This is a genomic window from Bulleidia sp. HCP3S3_C9, from assembly GCF_052064035.1.
Lineage (GTDB): Bacteria > Bacillota_I > Bacilli_A > Erysipelotrichales > Erysipelotrichaceae > Bulleidia.
On sequence record NZ_JBQHWJ010000058.1, the window covers coordinates 1 to 14453 of the forward strand.

The following is a 14453-nucleotide window of genomic DNA, read 5'->3' on the forward strand; positions in this document are numbered from 1 at the left end:
CAAGAAAAGAATGCATCAGATCACAGATTTCTTCCGTATTGCTGACATGAAGAAAGATGATCTTTTCATTTATTCTATTTCTTGAATTCACCATTTTGCTAATATAGCCTAGTGATTATTTTAACAGATGCTTCTCCAAATGATAGTTTTCGTATTCATGCATCAAAAGATAATCCATTGGGATGTAACTATGAAGATGATGCAGGCGTGAAAGATGCAGCGAAGGAAGTTAGAAATTTGAAGAAGAATGGTATTCGTGTTGGTGCAATTTTATTTGGAAGTCATGATGCTTCGAAAGAAGCAAGAATCATTTATGAAAATGAATATGTAAGAATGAAAAGTGTTGATCAGCTAGCAAATGCCGCAGGTTTTTTAATCCGTAAAGAAGTGGCATCTATAAATGTATGAAAGCAGTTTCATAAATTGGATTATAAATGTGGGTGAAAAATGTGATTTTTTTTAACACAAGTAAAAAAATAGGACTATAGTAACAATAGATATTGCAGAGCAATCCAATTTGATTTCTGACTTAGAAATAAGCTATTAACCATAATTCCTGAACTCTGAAATAAAACAACTGTTAAAACAGTTGTTTGGAGGACCTAAAATGATTAGTTTTATTTTATGTTTGGCTCTGTTGATTGTTGGTTACCTTACATATGGTAAAGTTGTTGACAACACATTTGGACCAGATGACCGCGAAACACCAGCAGTTCGTATTAATGATGGTGTTGACTATGTCGTAATGCCTCAATGAAAATTATTCCTTGTGCAGTTATTGAACATTGCAGGATTAGGACCTATCTTTGGCGCATTGCAAGGCGCTCTTTGGGGACCTGTTGTATTCTTATGGATTACATTTGGTACAATTTTTGCAGGTGGCGTACACGATTATTTCTCAGGTATGATTTCTGAACGTAATGATGGTAGTTCTATTGCTGAAGTTACTGGTAAATACTTAGGATCTTTAATGCAGAATGTTATGAGAGTATTCTCAGTTGTACTTCTGATCATGGTTGGTACTGTATTCGCAGTTGGTCCTGCAGGATTGATTGTTACGTTGTTTAAGAACAGTGGTGCTTCTGGACTGCTTACAACTACATTGTTCTGGCTGATCATTATCTTGACGTATTACTTTATCGCAACATTTATTTCTATTGACAAGATCATTGGTAAGATTTATCCAGTCTTTGGTATCTGCTTGATCATCATGGCAGTGGGTGTCATCATTGGTATTTACACAAATCCTGAATTTACAATTCCAGAAATCTGGTCACATTTCTATAATATGCATCCATCTGGAACACCTATCTGGAGCTTTATGTTTATCACTGTTGCCTGTGGTGCAATTTCTGGATTCCATTCAACACAGTCTCCATTGATGGCTCGTTGTATGAAGAGTGAAAAACAAGGTCACTTTGTATTCTATGGTGCAATGGTTGCTGAAGGTATTATTGCATTGATCTGGGCAGCTGCCGGATGTGCTTTATATAAAACAACTGGTGGATTAAATACAGGATTAGCTGAAGTACTGGCTGGTGGTCAATCAGCAGCTATCTATGATGTATGTTCTAGAACAATGGGTGGCATTGGTGTTGCATTAGCTATGATTGGTGTTGTTGTATGTCCTATTACATCAGGTGATACTGCATTTAGATCTGCTAGATTAACACTGGCTGACTGGTTCCATATTGATCAGGGATCATACGCTAACAGATTAAAGCTATGTATTCCAGTATTGGGCGCTGGTGCTATCTTAGGTATTGGCAATGCAACTGGTTTGATTGACTATACGGTTATCTGGCGTTACTTCTCATGGACAAACCAGACATTAGCAATGATCGTATTATGGGCTGCTTCCATGTTCTTGTTTACTGAAAAGAAGAACTATTGGGTAACTGCTGTTCCAGCAACATTTATGTCTGCAGTATCAGCAACTTACTTTATCTTAGCTCCTGAATGCCTGGGTGGATTTATTAATGCAAAGACAGCGGAAGGTGCCGTTATTTATAATACTGCTCTTGCATACCCAGTTGGTATCGTATTTGCAGGATTGATGTTATTCTTATTCATTCGTGCAACAAAAACACATAAAGCTTAATATTTAGAGGTTTACTTATGATTTTCATGCCATATCCGTTAAGTACATTACATCTTGATAAAGAAGAATTAGAAATAGATAAGAAAACATGCAAGAAGATTGGTCCTTGCGGTGTTGGGAAAAAAGCACTGTATTTAAACAGTTTCTTCATTGATCGTAAATATTATATTCCATATTCATCTATCACACGTGTTTTTAAACGTATTGCGATGAGTGAAGGTGGATTTATTGGAAAAGGAATGTTTGCGACAATGTCATATCTTGTTGTGGAATATGATCATGGGAAACAAAAGCAATGTAATTTTAAATATGAAGATCAGGTAGATGAAGTATTGCATTCTTTAAAGAAAGAACAGCCACAGATTAAATTGTATTCAAAAGCAGGTGAAGCAAAAATTAAAGAAGAGGAAGAAAAGAAAAGATTAGAAATCTTGTCTCGTCCAAAATTACATGCTTCACAAGAAAAAGAAATTGCTGAATTAGAGAGGGCAATTGCGTACCTTGAAAAAGAACCTTCGTATTCTGAACGTTTAAGCGCTGCAGCAAAACGCAAAAGAGCGTATTACAGAACACGTCCTAGTTATCGTTATGTTGCAATGGCAATTACAATTCTTGGATTTATTGCATTGATTTACGGTATTTATTCATTTGCTCATCATAGTGATTTTGGTATCTATTTTGCATTATTTGGAATTGCGGCAATCTTTACGTTTGCGGGATTGAGTGTATTGCCAACAGCGCGAAATAATAAGTCAGCTGTAATGAAGTATAATGATGATGCAATTTCCGCGATGGAAGAATATATAGAAGGATATGCGAAGTTTCCTCTTCCTGCTCGTTACGCACATCCAATTGTTCTACAAAGAATGATTCGGGTGATTCAGCAAGGTCGGGCTTCTAAGAAAGAAGATGCATTGAACGTTGTAAAAGATGACTTAAAGGCGTTGAATGAGAACGTACAGGTATCGCAGGAAGAATATGATGAAGTTGTAGCAATCAAAGCAATGTTCTTGAATGCAAATTATGAATAATTGAAAAGCTAGCAGGTTTGCTAGCTTTTTTAGATGGAATGCTTTTTTTCTTTTTTGATTTCATACATTTTTGCATCTGCAAGAGAAATTGCCTCTTCTAGTGATAGTTGCTGATTGCGATGAATCGAAACTTCTCCAATGGAGAAAGATAATTTGAAATGTTTTTTCTCAGAAGATTCAATTGCGTATTGTGAATTGATGAAATCTGTATCGCATAAAGGAATTGAAGATATTACAAGAAATTCATCGCCACCATAGCGCATGATAAATGCTTCGCTTTGGAAGAGCTGACGTAGCTTGTCTGCAGTGAATTGTAATGCAAGATCTCCGCTTTCGTGACCATATGTATCATTGATTGACTTCATATCATCAATATCTGCGAACATGACATATGCTTGTTCTTGATTGGCAAGAATATTTCTAAATGCGTCTTTTCCATATTTCTCAAGTCCAAATCTGTTATAGCAGCCTGTTAAAGAATCATGAACATAAAGAGTGTCTAATCTGCGATTAATACGTGAAGTCATGATTTTCTTTCGAAGATTTTCTAAAGATGTTTCAATTAAGGATAGATATACACCTGAGAATCCACAATGATCAAATGTTGGAACACCACGTGTCAGAATGCATCCAATGATAGTTGAACCATATGTTAATGGACAAAGCATATATAAATCATTTTCCATAGGAATAAATGAAGGAAGAATCGATGAAGAATCATAGGTTGCATAGAAATGTGTTAAGTTGTCTGGATGCAATACTTTTTTTCCGTATACGGATAATAGATGCATTGTTTTTGAGTAATGTGAAATGCCGCCTGGATTTTCAAAGTTTTCAAAATACACACCATCCAGCATACAGTAAACTTCTTTGACGCCAAACGTGGAAAAGAATTCTTCTAACACGTTTCCAAATTCGTTTAATGAATTGCATGCAAGTAATGCAGGTCCAAAATGGGAATGGATCCAATGGAAATTATGTAGTTCCTGATTAATATGTAAAAATCTTTTGGAGAATAATTGGAGTCTTTCTTGATTGATTTCACCTGTACTTTCTTCTTTGATTAGTTCAAATCTGCAAGTAACTTTGACAGGGAGTTTTTTATTTTGTGTAAGTTGATAAAGACTTTGCACGGCATCATATCCAATTTGAAAATAATTACGATTAATTGTGGTGATTCGTGGAGAATATGCGTATGCAAGTTCCTGATTGTCAAATCCTGTAACAAATACATCTTCTGGTACACGAATTCCATGTTTTTTTAAAACATTGATAAATGCTCTTGCGTTGTTGTCGTTAGCACATATAAAACAGTCTGGCAGTGGACGGTTAGAATGAATATATTCTTCCGCTGTTCTTTCTCCATCATCACTGTCCCAGCTTTCTCCATAGCATCCTAAGTTATTGATACGATGATTTTGACAATAGAAAAGATATGCATTTTTTCTTTCTTTTGCTTCTTCACTGTTTTTCCGTCCACCAATAAATACAGTACTTTGCACATTTTTTTTCATTTGTCAGATAATCCATTAATGTATAAATTGATGATGCATTATCTGTGCCAATTTCATAGGCATAAGATAATGGATAGTTGATGGAAACAACTGGAATGTTGAGTGCTTTTGCCTTGTTTGCGATGAATTGGCGGTCTTTCAAAGGCCATGCGCGATTTCCTTGAATAATGATTCCATCATAGTTTGATAATGTTGGAAGGTGTAAGATTTCTAAAGCAGATACATCAACTTGCTGGTCGATGTATTTTGCTAATGCATTGAATACTGTAAATTTAATATTTTTATTTTCTTGAACATATTTCTGCATTCCTTGTAATAGATTATAGGAATGTTCATAGTTCCAATCGAATGTAATGTATGCGAAATGATATGTCATTATCTGTATTCTCGTTTCTTATTTATATTATAAATCATTTTGTAAGGAATCGAACTTGGAATTAATTATTAAATAGTTATAAAAAGAGTGGATTAAAACAATTGATGTAAATTGTATAATCACTCTTTTCTTTTTGTGAAAATAGAAATATAATTCAATAGTTCAAAAATGAACTATTCATAAATGGAGGAATTATGTTTGATATTTCATTTGCTAATAAAATAGTAAAAGCATATACAGATCATTGTAAAGAATTGTGTACAGAGCTGGCAATTCCACAGACTGCATTTGATATTTTAATGTTCCTGGCAAATCATCCGGAATACAAGAGTGCAAGAGATGTTGTGGAAATTAGAAAAATTAAAGCAAATCTTGTTTCAATCAATGTTGAAAAGCTTGTGCATGAAGGATTGCTTGAAAGAAAACATATTGCAGGGGATCGAAGAAAAGTGGAATTATCGATAACTGAAAAAGCGAGTGCAATTGTTGAAAAAGGAAAAATTGTTCAAAAAAAGTTTATAGAACAGTTAATGGATGGAATTGATGAGAATACACTTTCCTGTATTCGTGAAGGCTTCCAGAAAATGGAAAAGAATATTGAAAAAATGGAGGAAAAATAAAATATGTCAATGTTATGGATTGTGCTGGTTACATTTCTTGCGGGAATGGGTGCTGGGCTTGGAACTGGGTTTGCAGGAATGAGTGCTGCAGCTGTTATTACACCGATGCTTGTTACGTTTTTGAAGATGGATCCGTATATGGCTGTTGGTATTGCACTATCTTCTGATGTATTGGCAAGTGCAGTTTCAGCGTATACATATGGGAAAAATAAGAATCTGGATATTAAAAATGGCATCATTATGATGTTGAGTGTTTTAGTATTTACAGTTGTTGGCAGTTACGTTTCATCATTGCTGCCTTCTGCAACAATGGGTGGATTTTCCGTATTTATGACATTCTTGCTTGGTATTAAATTTATTGTTAGACCTGTCATGACAACAAAAGAATCGATGCAGAATGTATCTGCGAAGAAACGTGCAGTCCAATCGATTATCTGTGGTGTATTCATTGGTTTTATCTGTGGATTTATTGGGGCAGGTGGTGGAATGATGATGCTATTGATTTTAACGACTGTACTTGGATATGAATTGAAGACTGCCGTTGGTACAAGTGTATTTATCATGGCATTTACCGCTTTAACAGGTGCTGTTTCTCACTTTGCAATTGGTGGAATGCCTGATTTAACGGTTTGGTTGTTGTGCATTGTATTTACTTTTATATGGGCAAGAGTTGCTGCTGTATTTGCAAATAAAGCTTCTGCGAAAACATTAAACCAGGCAACAGGTATTATTCTTGTGATTCTTGGTGTAGTTGTCATGAGTTTTCAGTTTTTTGTGAAATAACGAGTCTAAGCGTGATACTTAGACTTTTTTAATAGCTAATTTACAAGAAGAAGGTAAGCTAACTGTGGGGAATAACGTAGATGAATGACAGCGTTTTGTCTACTGGAAATTGGATGCAAAAGAAAAGTGGAGAAGAACAATGTATATGATTCCTCTTGTTATTATGATGTTTTGTCTGATGCCGCTTATATTTAAGAATCGATGGATTGCATGTGATGATGTTTTAATTATTTTACTTGTTTGGCAATTGATAGATACGTATAGAAAAATGAAAAGAGAAAATAAAACTCTGTATGAAGGCGGCATACAGAGTTGTAAAAAATCAATTTTTTTCCTGGAAGAGTTTTTCTCTTTGCTTGAGGCTCTTTTTTAACCAGGAACCTTGCAGATAATAAATTAAGAATAGAGCACTTGTCATTACCCAGGAAATTGGGAAACAGATAAGCGTATCAAATAATGTCTTTGCTGGATAAAAGATGATCCAGCAGATTCTAAATGCGCCAATACAAAGCGCAGTAATTACTGTTGGAATAAATGAATCGCCACAGGCACGGATACTTGAAGATAAGATTTCTACAAAGCAGAATGTTGCCCATAGAGGACAGATGAATTGTAGAATTTCCATGCCGATGCGGATGACTTCCTGATCTTGTGTGAATAGGTGATATAGGACGCCTCCTCCGAAATAACAGATAAGTGAAATCGTTGCGGCACCAATAAAGTACATAATTGTTCCAGTATGAATTCCTTTTTTGACACGGTCGATTTTACCAGCACCGAAGTTTTGACCACAGAAGGTAAGTACTGCCTGGCCAAGTGCACCAGATGTATTCCAGAATAATGCATCAATTTTACCGAAAGCTGTATATGCAGCAACTGTATCAGTACCATAACCATTCACGCTTGTTTGGATGAACAGGTTTGCAACACAATATAGACAGGATTGAATACCTACAGGGAAACCAATTTCTATAATATGTAATAGTACTTTTGAATCAAATGTTAATTTTGATAGATGAAATGCATAGGAATCTGTAGTAGATGAAAGAACCCTTAATGTAAGAAGTGCAGATACAACTTGTGCAATTGTTGTTGCGATTGCTACACCAGCAACGCCCCAATGAAAGAAAATAACAAATACAATGTCTAAAACAATGTTTGTAATACAAGATGCAATTAAGAAATAGAGTGGTCTTTTGGAATCTCCGATTGCTCTAAGAATTCCTGAACCATTGTTGTAAATGAGTGATGGTATCATCCCAACAAGGAATATACGCATATATGTAATGGAGTAATCCATAATATCTTCTGGAACCTTTAACAGATCTAAGATCCATGGTGTGAATGCAATTCCTAGAATAGTTAATACAGCGCCGAGTACAATTGCCAGGAACATGGATGAGTATACACCTTTTTCAACACCTTCTAATTCATGGTTGCCATAATATTGTGCAATAACGACTGTTGCACCACTTGCTAGACCAACAACAAATCCAACAAGCAGGTTGATGACAGTTCCTGTAGAGCCTCCTACAGCAGCAAGTGCTTCTTTTCCTACGAAATTTCCTACAACGATAGCATCTACTGTGTTGTATAGCTGCTGGAAAAGAGAACCGCATAAAATTGGTAAAAAGAATAGAAGAATCAATTCTGTAATATTACCTTCTAACATGTTTAAGCTTTTCTTCACAAAACCGTACCTCCATTGAGTATTCATTGTACTCTTGTTTTATTTGAATGTTATAATTTTTAAGAGAATAGGAGATTTTTTTATATGGTTTATGGAATTATGGCAGTTATTTTTCTGTGTGCTGGTTTAGCACTGACATTTTATGTTAAAAAACTGGATAATAAATTTGTTGCATATGTATGTAAAGTTACTGGAATTGCGTTTATTGCAATTGGGGCAGTTTCTTTTTATTTGTTGATGAGTGGACAGTTTTAACGATATACTTGTTAGGCTTTTTGAGGAAAAAGTTATGATAACAAGTATTGATCATGTGATTTTGCTTTGGATTGAAAATCATTTGCGTTTTGCATGGATGACGCCTTTCTGGAAGATGATAACACTTTTAGGGAATGGTGGTGTTTTTTGGATTCTTGTGTGTCTTGTAATGCTATGTATGAAAAAAACAAGAAAAGCTGGAATTGTTATGTCTGCTGCACTGATTATCAATGCATTGCTTGTTAATGTCTGTATTAAAAATTTTGTTGCTAGAGTACGGCCATATGATGCCTTTGATGATATTATTCGTTTAATTGAAGTACAAAGAGATTATTCTTTTCCGTCAGGCCATACTTCAGCATCTTTTGCGTGTGCATTTGGTATGTATTTAGGATTGCATAAAGAAATGAAAAAATATTCCATTCCTTTTTTTGTGATTGCGACTCTAGTTGGTTTTTCTAGATTGTATTTAGCAGTACATTATCCAAGTGATGTATTAGGCGGTGCAATCGTTGGCATTTTAAGTGCTTTCGCAGCAGTATTTCTTTTAAATGAATTTGAAGCTTATAAGCAAAATGAGGGGAATGTTTCATGAGTATTAGTTTTTTTGTTACAATGCTGGAAATGATTGGGAGCGCAGCATTCGCAGTGAGTGGTGTCGTTGTGGCGAAAACAAAAAAAATGGATATATTTGGTGCAGTGATTCTTGGATGCATGACTGCAGTTGGTGGAGGATTTATTCGTGATTTGATTCTTGGAATTCATCCACCACTGATGTTTCTGAATCCATCCTATGTTCTGTGTGCATTTGTTTTTTCAATCATTACGTTTCTTATTGAATATACAGGTGCTGATCGTTTCAGCAGACATAAAAGTTTCTCCGACTTGCTGTTGAATATTACAGATACGCTAGGTCTGGCAATTTTTGCTATCATGGGATCACGTACTGCTATGGAAAATGGATATGTGGATAATCGGTTCTTATGCATATTTGTTGGTACTTTAACTGGCATTGGTGGAGGTATTCTTAGAGATATGCTTGCAGGAGAAATGCCATTGATCATGAGAAGCAGAGTGTATGGTGTTGCTGCCCTTTTAGGGGCAATGATATTTGTATATGCATATTCTGTTTTTGGGGAATTGAATGCAATGGTATGCAGCTTTGCTGTGACTGTTACGATTCGTTATTGTGCGATTCATTATAGGTGGAATCTTCCAAGGTTAAAGTAGGGTGATGAGATGGAAAATTTAGACTTTTCTGAGCGTATTAGAAATGGAGAAGATCTTTGCTTTAAAGATCGTTTATCTGTTGTGTATCATTTATCTTTGCCTGGCATTCTTGCACAGATTTCTGAAATTGTGATGCAGTATATTGATGCGGCAATGGTGGGTGTTTTAGGTGCAGGTGCGAGTGCTTCAATTGGCTTGGTATCTTCTTCGACGTGGCTGTTTGGCGGAGCAATTACGGCGTGTGCAGCTGGTTTTTCTGTACAGGTTGCACATGCGGTAGGTGCTGGAAAAGAACATCGTGCAAAAGGAATTTTTAAGCAGTCTTTGCTTGCAAGTTTGTTATTTTCACTTGTCATCTGTGCTATCGGTGTGCTTTTGTCATTTAAACTTCCACAATGGCTTGGTGCGGATCAGGCAATCTGGAAGGATGCAACGAATTATTTTCTGTTTTTTGCATTATTTATTCCAGTTAGACAAATCAATTGTCTGTGTATGAATATGCTGCAATGTTCAGGAAATATGAAAGTGCCTTCCATTGTTGCTTCAATTATGTGTCTGTTAGATGTTGTATTTAACTATTTCTTGATTTTTCCTGCAAGAACAATTTCTCTATTTGGAAATTCATTTGAAATGTATGGTGCTGGTCTTGGAGTTGCAGGAGCACAATTAGGTACTTCATTTGCGACTGCTGTATCCATGTTTATTTTACTGGTTTATGCGATTACGAAAGAGAAGAAGATTGCATTTATCAATGAAGAAGAAAGCTGGATCGTAGAAAAAGACGTTTTAAAGCAGGCAATGCATATTGGTGTTCCTATGGCAATGGAACAATGTGCAACAACTGGTGCACAAGTCGTTTCTACAAGAATTGTTGCCCCTTTAGGAACGGTTGCAATTGCGGCAAACTCTTTTGCGATTACGGCAGAATCTCTTTGCTATATGCCGGGTTATGGTATTGCGAATGCTTCTACAACAATGGTTGGACAGGCAATCGGTGCAAAACGGAAAGATCTTGCGAAATCTTTTGCATGGCTAACTACATTTACAGGAATGATCATCATGACAGTAACTGGATGTTTGATGTATTTTTTGTGCCCGTATGTCTTTGCATTTTTAACGCCGGTAGAAGAAGTTCAAAGATTGGGTGTTTCTGTGTTGCGTATAGAACTGCTGGCTGAACCTTTATTTGCGGCGAGTATTGTTGCAAATGGTGCATTAAGAGGTGCTTCGGATACATTGGTTCCAGGTATTATCAACCTTGTGAGTATATGGGGTGTAAGAATTACATTAGCGTATTTCTTGTCAAAATCAATTGGTTTACAAGGTGCATGGATTGCGATGGCTGTAGAGTTGTCAGTTCGTGGAATATTATTTTTGATTCGACTGAAAAAAGAAAGATGGTTAGCAAATTGCTAACCATTTTCTGGATAATATTCATTTAAAAAATGAAATTGACCATCATATCCGAATTCTAAGATATGACAGTTTTTTAAGTGTGTTATTTCAATGCTTTGTCCAATATTGTGCATGAAGAAACCAATTGCTGCACCGTGTGAAACGCAGAGAACACTATTGTGATCTTCTTTTTCCATAAGAGAAGTTAAAAAGGAAATCATTCTTTGTTTTAGATGTTCTTCACTTTCACCTCCGCAAAGTTCATAGAGCTTTGAGCGCTGCTGCCATGTGAATGCTTCTGCAATCTTACGGCTTTCACCTTCCATTGTTCCATAACATCGCTCATTTAATTCATTTCTTCTTTCGTATGGCATAGATGTGATTTCTTGGATAGTTTCTTCTGTTCTGTGCAGCATGGAACAATAAGCATGATCAAATGAGATTCCTTTTTCGTTGAAAATCTGTCCGGCTTGTTGTGCCTGCATGTGTCCTTTTTCTGTTAGAGGTGAGTCACACCTTCCTTGAATCAGATATTTGTGATTGAATAATGTTTCTCCGTGTCTAACTAAATAGAGTTTTTTCATATATGTATTTCCTTTAATTTCTTTTTTGCTTCTTTGACATACAAAGAGGAATTTTTTTGTATGGAGGCAAGTTCGTCATCTGTTAATGTTCGAATGACTTTGGCAGGAGAGCCAAGAATCAGTGAATTTGGCGGGAAAACTTTGTTTTCTGTAATGAGTGATCCAGCGCCTACAATTGAATTTTCTTTGATTTCGGCGTGATTCATGATAATAGCCCCCATACCAATCAGACAATTGTCATGAATCGTACATCCATGAATAATAGCGCTATGACCAATGGTTACGTTACTGCCGATAGAAACAGGACATTGATGAAATCCTGTGTGTATCATAACTAAATCTTGAATGTTTGTTTGATCTCCAATTGTAATTGGATCGTTTTCTGTACGGATGACAGAATTGTGCCATATAGAACAATCATTACCAAATGTAATTTGTCCTTTGATAACTACATTTTCTCCAGTATATATCGTTGTCATGAGAATATTTTAATACAAATTGCTATAATAAATATAATGAAAAAAATAAATGAAGGAAATACAGTTGGGTTTGTCATTGAAGAAGTGACATTATATGGCGAAGTGGAAAAAATAGAAGTAATTGAAGATCGTGTGTATTACACGATCTACGCAAATCATAAACTTTATCGTCATGTTGAAGAATCACGTATTATTCATAATTATGGAGTCTTATATGAATAGAATCGTAAAAGGTATTGCACTTGCGGCAGGTACGTATGTGGCTTGTGGTTTACAGTATCGTAAAATGGATCAGACAGAATATTTGATTTCAACAGATAAAGTGCAGGATGATATATGTATTTGTGTTTTATCGGATCTTCATTGTCGAAAGTTTGGGGATAAACAGAGTCGAATTATGAAAATCGTTGATCAACGGCATCCGGACTTAGTGATGATTCCTGGAGATTTATTTGATGTCGACAGAGATTTTTCGATTTCTTTTATGTTGGTCGATGCTTTGAAAAACTATCCAGTCTATTTTACATCAGGAAACCATGATAATTATCTGAACCAGATTGATGAACTGAGAAGAATCTTGCGGCAGAAGGGCGTGCATGTGCTGGAGGATGAAGGTACTGTTTTTTCAAAAGGGAATAGTACAATTGAAATATTTGGTATGAGTGATCATGGTAGAAAGCCGGTGATTCAAGCTTCGGATCTGAAATATATGTTTCATACAGACTTGTATAGAATATTGATTTCGCATCGTCCGGAGTATACTGAATTTTATAAAAAAGCTGATTGTGATCTTGTGGTGAGTGGACATGTTCACGGCGGACAATGGAGAATACCGTTGATGAAGCGTGGAATGTATGCACCCCAGCAAGGGTTGCTTCCTGAATATTCTCAAGGAATACATCGTTTAAGTGGGACAGATCTTGTGATTTCAAGAGGATTGGCGAGTGGAAATCCAATGATTCCTCGCTTGTATAACAATCCTGAAATTGTTTTTATTCAACTTACAAATCAAAAGAAAAACAATATCAATGCGAAATGATATTGTTTTTTTGAATGTTGCTGTTTATGAGTCTTTGATTGCATTCTTTCATTACTTTGTTATGACGGATGTATTTTCTTGTGACTCTTTCTGAAATTAAACACATGATTTCGTATGAAATGGTATCTAATTCTTGTGCCATTTGTTCGATGCTAATGTGATCGCCGAAAATTTCTACGGTTGTACCGACTTTTACGTCATGAGGCAAGCGGATCATTGTTTGATCCATACATACATTTCCGACAACTTCTGCATATTCTCCATCGACGTAAACTTTTCTGCCTGTATTTTTTCGAATGAATCCATCTGCATAGCCAATTGGACAAGTTCCAATGATTTCGTCTTCTTCAGCTGTATGCAATGCGCCATATCCAACGGTTTCACCTTTATGGATTGTTTTTGTCATGAAAATCTGAGTATAAAGAGAGACAACTGATTTTAAAGCGTTTGTATAAGGTGAGAGACCATACAGGGAAATACCTACTCTGCATGCGTTGGATAATTCATCTTGAAAGAATATAGTAGCATCACTGTTATCACAATGTATCCACTCAAAAGGGTAATCAAGAGATTGTACGGCTTCCTTGAATAATTGAAATTGCTTGTTTGTAATATCGTGATCTATTTCAGATGAACAATAGAAATGTGTAAATATACCTTCTGGAATGCATCCGGCAGCTAACAATCGATCAAATGCTTCCTTTAATGTTGCAAGATCTTTAAATCCTAATCGATTCATACCTGTATCCACGGCTAAGTGAATCATCAGTCCTTTACAATTGGATTGCGTAACTTTATTTACCCATTCAAGTGAAATTGCAGCGGTAGAAATATGATTATCAATTAAGGCAGGAATGTCTTCTGGATTTGTTGCACCAAGGATGAGCAGTTTGCCATGATATCCTTCATTGCGTAAAATCATTGCTTCATCTAAAGAGGAGACAGCTAGCATATCTGCACCTGCTTCAATACAAGTGCGAGCTACTTCATAATCTCCATTTCCATATGCGTTTGCTTTCACAACCGCAATATATTTTTTTTTGCAAATATCTTTTGTAGTTTTTACATTATCATAAATAGCATCTAAATTAACTTCAACCCAAGTATTTCTATACATTTTTATCACCTGTTAACAATTATACGCTTATTTATAAAAGAAATATAAAAAATGTATACTAAAAAAATTCGGCTAATCTACAATCGTGTGGTTGACAAATGGCTTATTTACGCTTAAATCTAACCCTTTCAAGAACTAAATGGCGCAGAATTCTATTAGATTTCGGCCATTTTTCATTATCTCTTTTACATCTCTGCAGATATATAAACCAATTTAAATAAGATTGTAAGTTTTCTACT

General features: G+C 35.6%; 18 protein-coding genes. 12 read left to right on the forward strand and 6 right to left on the reverse strand.

All coding sequences use genetic code 11. The annotated features are described in order from the left end of the window. Window positions 1-111 precede the first annotated feature (111 nt). The 4 genes from ACTND6_RS09255 (at window position 112) to ACTND6_RS09270 (ending at window position 3132) form a co-directional block, all read left to right on the forward strand. The gene (locus ACTND6_RS09255) at window positions 112-408 is read left to right on the forward strand and encodes a hypothetical protein (RefSeq protein WP_441023798.1); all 297 of its coding nucleotides are present in this window, start codon (window positions 112-114) and stop codon (window positions 406-408) included. A gap of 199 nt (window positions 409-607) precedes the next feature. Beyond that, entirely contained in the window at window positions 608-757 is a 150-nt protein-coding gene (locus tag ACTND6_RS09260; protein WP_441023799.1) for a hypothetical protein, read from the forward strand. 12 nt (window positions 758-769) lie between these two features. Next, window positions 770-2101, forward strand: coding sequence for a carbon starvation CstA family protein (locus ACTND6_RS09265; protein ID WP_441023800.1), 1332 nt, complete (start codon window positions 770-772; stop codon window positions 2099-2101). A gap of 17 nt (window positions 2102-2118) precedes the next feature. Next, window positions 2119-3132 (forward strand): hypothetical protein, encoded by a 1014-nt coding sequence (locus tag ACTND6_RS09270; RefSeq protein ID WP_441023802.1) that lies wholly within the window; start codon window positions 2119-2121, stop codon window positions 3130-3132. 29 nt (window positions 3133-3161) lie between these two features. Here ACTND6_RS09270 and ACTND6_RS09275 read toward each other — a convergent pair whose 3' ends face one another. Beyond that, entirely contained in the window at window positions 3162-4646 is a 1485-nt protein-coding gene (locus ACTND6_RS09275; RefSeq protein ID WP_441023804.1) for a diguanylate cyclase, read from the reverse strand. Further along, window positions 4594-5022, reverse strand: coding sequence for a hypothetical protein (locus tag ACTND6_RS09280; RefSeq protein ID WP_441023805.1), 429 nt, complete (start codon window positions 5020-5022; stop codon window positions 4594-4596). The genes ACTND6_RS09275 and ACTND6_RS09280 overlap by 53 nt, the downstream gene beginning before the upstream one ends. A 194-nt stretch (window positions 5023-5216) precedes the next feature. Here ACTND6_RS09280 and ACTND6_RS09285 point away from each other — a divergent pair, with 194 nt between their 5' ends. Then, window positions 5217-5642, forward strand: a complete 426-nt coding sequence (locus ACTND6_RS09285) for a MarR family winged helix-turn-helix transcriptional regulator (RefSeq protein WP_441023806.1) — start codon at window positions 5217-5219, stop codon at window positions 5640-5642. Between the two features lie 3 nt (window positions 5643-5645). Then, window positions 5646-6425 carry a sulfite exporter TauE/SafE family protein gene (locus ACTND6_RS09290; RefSeq protein WP_441023807.1) on the forward strand — a complete coding sequence of 260 codons (780 nt, stop codon included), beginning with the start codon at window positions 5646-5648 and terminating at the stop codon, window positions 6423-6425. Between the two features lie 322 nt (window positions 6426-6747). Here ACTND6_RS09290 and ACTND6_RS09295 read toward each other — a convergent pair whose 3' ends face one another. After that, entirely contained in the window at window positions 6748-8115 is a 1368-nt protein-coding gene (locus ACTND6_RS09295; RefSeq protein ID WP_441023808.1) for an MATE family efflux transporter, read from the reverse strand. Window positions 8116-8199: 84 nt separating this feature from the next. On the opposite strand from ACTND6_RS09295, the gene ACTND6_RS09300 reads away from it, so the two are divergent. The 4 genes from ACTND6_RS09300 to ACTND6_RS09315 are packed head-to-tail and all read left to right on the forward strand — an operon-like array spanning window position 8200 to window position 11016. Continuing rightward, a complete protein-coding gene (locus ACTND6_RS09300) occupies window positions 8200-8370 on the forward strand; it encodes a hypothetical protein (RefSeq protein WP_441023809.1) in 171 nt (56 codons plus the stop codon). 34 nt (window positions 8371-8404) lie between these two features. Then, complete coding sequence (locus ACTND6_RS09305) at window positions 8405-8965, forward strand: phosphatase PAP2 family protein (protein WP_441023810.1); 561 nt, start codon at window positions 8405-8407, stop codon at window positions 8963-8965. After that, window positions 8962-9600, forward strand: coding sequence for a trimeric intracellular cation channel family protein (locus ACTND6_RS09310; RefSeq protein WP_441023811.1), 639 nt, complete (start codon window positions 8962-8964; stop codon window positions 9598-9600). The genes ACTND6_RS09305 and ACTND6_RS09310 overlap by 4 nt, the downstream gene beginning before the upstream one ends. A 9-nt stretch (window positions 9601-9609) precedes the next feature. Further along, window positions 9610-11016 (forward strand): MATE family efflux transporter, encoded by a 1407-nt coding sequence (locus ACTND6_RS09315; protein WP_441023813.1) that lies wholly within the window; start codon window positions 9610-9612, stop codon window positions 11014-11016. On the opposite strand, the gene ACTND6_RS09320 is transcribed toward ACTND6_RS09315, so the two are convergent. Both ACTND6_RS09320 and ACTND6_RS09325 read right to left on the reverse strand, forming a co-directional pair. Continuing rightward, the gene (locus ACTND6_RS09320; RefSeq protein WP_441023814.1) at window positions 11013-11579 is read right to left on the reverse strand and encodes a histidine phosphatase family protein; all 567 of its coding nucleotides are present in this window, start codon (window positions 11577-11579) and stop codon (window positions 11013-11015) included. The genes ACTND6_RS09315 and ACTND6_RS09320 overlap by 4 nt on opposite strands. Then, the gene (locus ACTND6_RS09325; RefSeq protein WP_441023815.1) at window positions 11576-12058 is read right to left on the reverse strand and encodes a gamma carbonic anhydrase family protein; all 483 of its coding nucleotides are present in this window, start codon (window positions 12056-12058) and stop codon (window positions 11576-11578) included. Before ACTND6_RS09325 ends, ACTND6_RS09320 begins: the two co-directional genes overlap by 4 nt. 36 nt (window positions 12059-12094) lie before the next feature. Here ACTND6_RS09325 and ACTND6_RS09330 point away from each other — a divergent pair, with 36 nt between their 5' ends. Together ACTND6_RS09330 and ACTND6_RS09335 are read left to right on the forward strand one after the other, a co-directional pair. Beyond that, window positions 12095-12280 (forward strand): hypothetical protein, encoded by a 186-nt coding sequence (locus ACTND6_RS09330; protein ID WP_441023816.1) that lies wholly within the window; start codon window positions 12095-12097, stop codon window positions 12278-12280. Continuing rightward, window positions 12273-13097, forward strand: coding sequence for a metallophosphoesterase (locus ACTND6_RS09335; RefSeq protein ID WP_441023817.1), 825 nt, complete (start codon window positions 12273-12275; stop codon window positions 13095-13097). Before ACTND6_RS09330 ends, ACTND6_RS09335 begins: the two co-directional genes overlap by 8 nt. On the opposite strand, the gene alr is transcribed toward ACTND6_RS09335, so the two are convergent. Beyond that, window positions 13084-14214, reverse strand: coding sequence for an alanine racemase (alr, locus tag ACTND6_RS09340; RefSeq protein WP_441023818.1), 1131 nt, complete (start codon window positions 14212-14214; stop codon window positions 13084-13086). The genes ACTND6_RS09335 and alr overlap by 14 nt on opposite strands. Window positions 14215-14453: the final 239 nt, after the last annotated feature.

What these genes read in the sequence shown, in the direction of transcription:
- ACTND6_RS09260 (WP_441023799.1), top strand. Translation starts at nt 608, where the DNA reads ATGATTAGTTTTATTTTATGTTTGGCTCTGTTGATTGTTGGTTACCTT.
- ACTND6_RS09270 (WP_441023802.1), top strand. Translation starts at nt 2,119, where the DNA reads ATGATTTTCATGCCATATCCGTTAAGTACATTACATCTTGATAAAGAA.
- ACTND6_RS09275 (WP_441023804.1), bottom strand. Translation starts at nt 4,646, where the DNA reads ATGAAAAAAAATGTGCAAAGTACTGTATTTATTGGTGGACGGAAAAAC.
- ACTND6_RS09280 (WP_441023805.1), bottom strand. Translation starts at nt 5,022, where the DNA reads ATGACATATCATTTCGCATACATTACATTCGATTGGAACTATGAACAT.
- ACTND6_RS09285 (WP_441023806.1), top strand. Translation starts at nt 5,217, where the DNA reads ATGTTTGATATTTCATTTGCTAATAAAATAGTAAAAGCATATACAGAT.
- ACTND6_RS09290 (WP_441023807.1), top strand. Translation starts at nt 5,646, where the DNA reads ATGTCAATGTTATGGATTGTGCTGGTTACATTTCTTGCGGGAATGGGT.
- ACTND6_RS09300 (WP_441023809.1), top strand. Translation starts at nt 8,200, where the DNA reads ATGGTTTATGGAATTATGGCAGTTATTTTTCTGTGTGCTGGTTTAGCA.
- ACTND6_RS09305 (WP_441023810.1), top strand. Translation starts at nt 8,405, where the DNA reads ATGATAACAAGTATTGATCATGTGATTTTGCTTTGGATTGAAAATCAT.
- ACTND6_RS09310 (WP_441023811.1), top strand. Translation starts at nt 8,962, where the DNA reads ATGAGTATTAGTTTTTTTGTTACAATGCTGGAAATGATTGGGAGCGCA.
- ACTND6_RS09315 (WP_441023813.1), top strand. Translation starts at nt 9,610, where the DNA reads ATGGAAAATTTAGACTTTTCTGAGCGTATTAGAAATGGAGAAGATCTT.
- ACTND6_RS09320 (WP_441023814.1), bottom strand. Translation starts at nt 11,579, where the DNA reads ATGAAAAAACTCTATTTAGTTAGACACGGAGAAACATTATTCAATCAC.
- ACTND6_RS09325 (WP_441023815.1), bottom strand. Translation starts at nt 12,058, where the DNA reads ATGACAACGATATATACTGGAGAAAATGTAGTTATCAAAGGACAAATT.
- ACTND6_RS09330 (WP_441023816.1), top strand. Translation starts at nt 12,095, where the DNA reads ATGAAAAAAATAAATGAAGGAAATACAGTTGGGTTTGTCATTGAAGAA.
- ACTND6_RS09335 (WP_441023817.1), top strand. Translation starts at nt 12,273, where the DNA reads ATGAATAGAATCGTAAAAGGTATTGCACTTGCGGCAGGTACGTATGTG.
- alr (WP_441023818.1), bottom strand. Translation starts at nt 14,214, where the DNA reads ATGTATAGAAATACTTGGGTTGAAGTTAATTTAGATGCTATTTATGAT.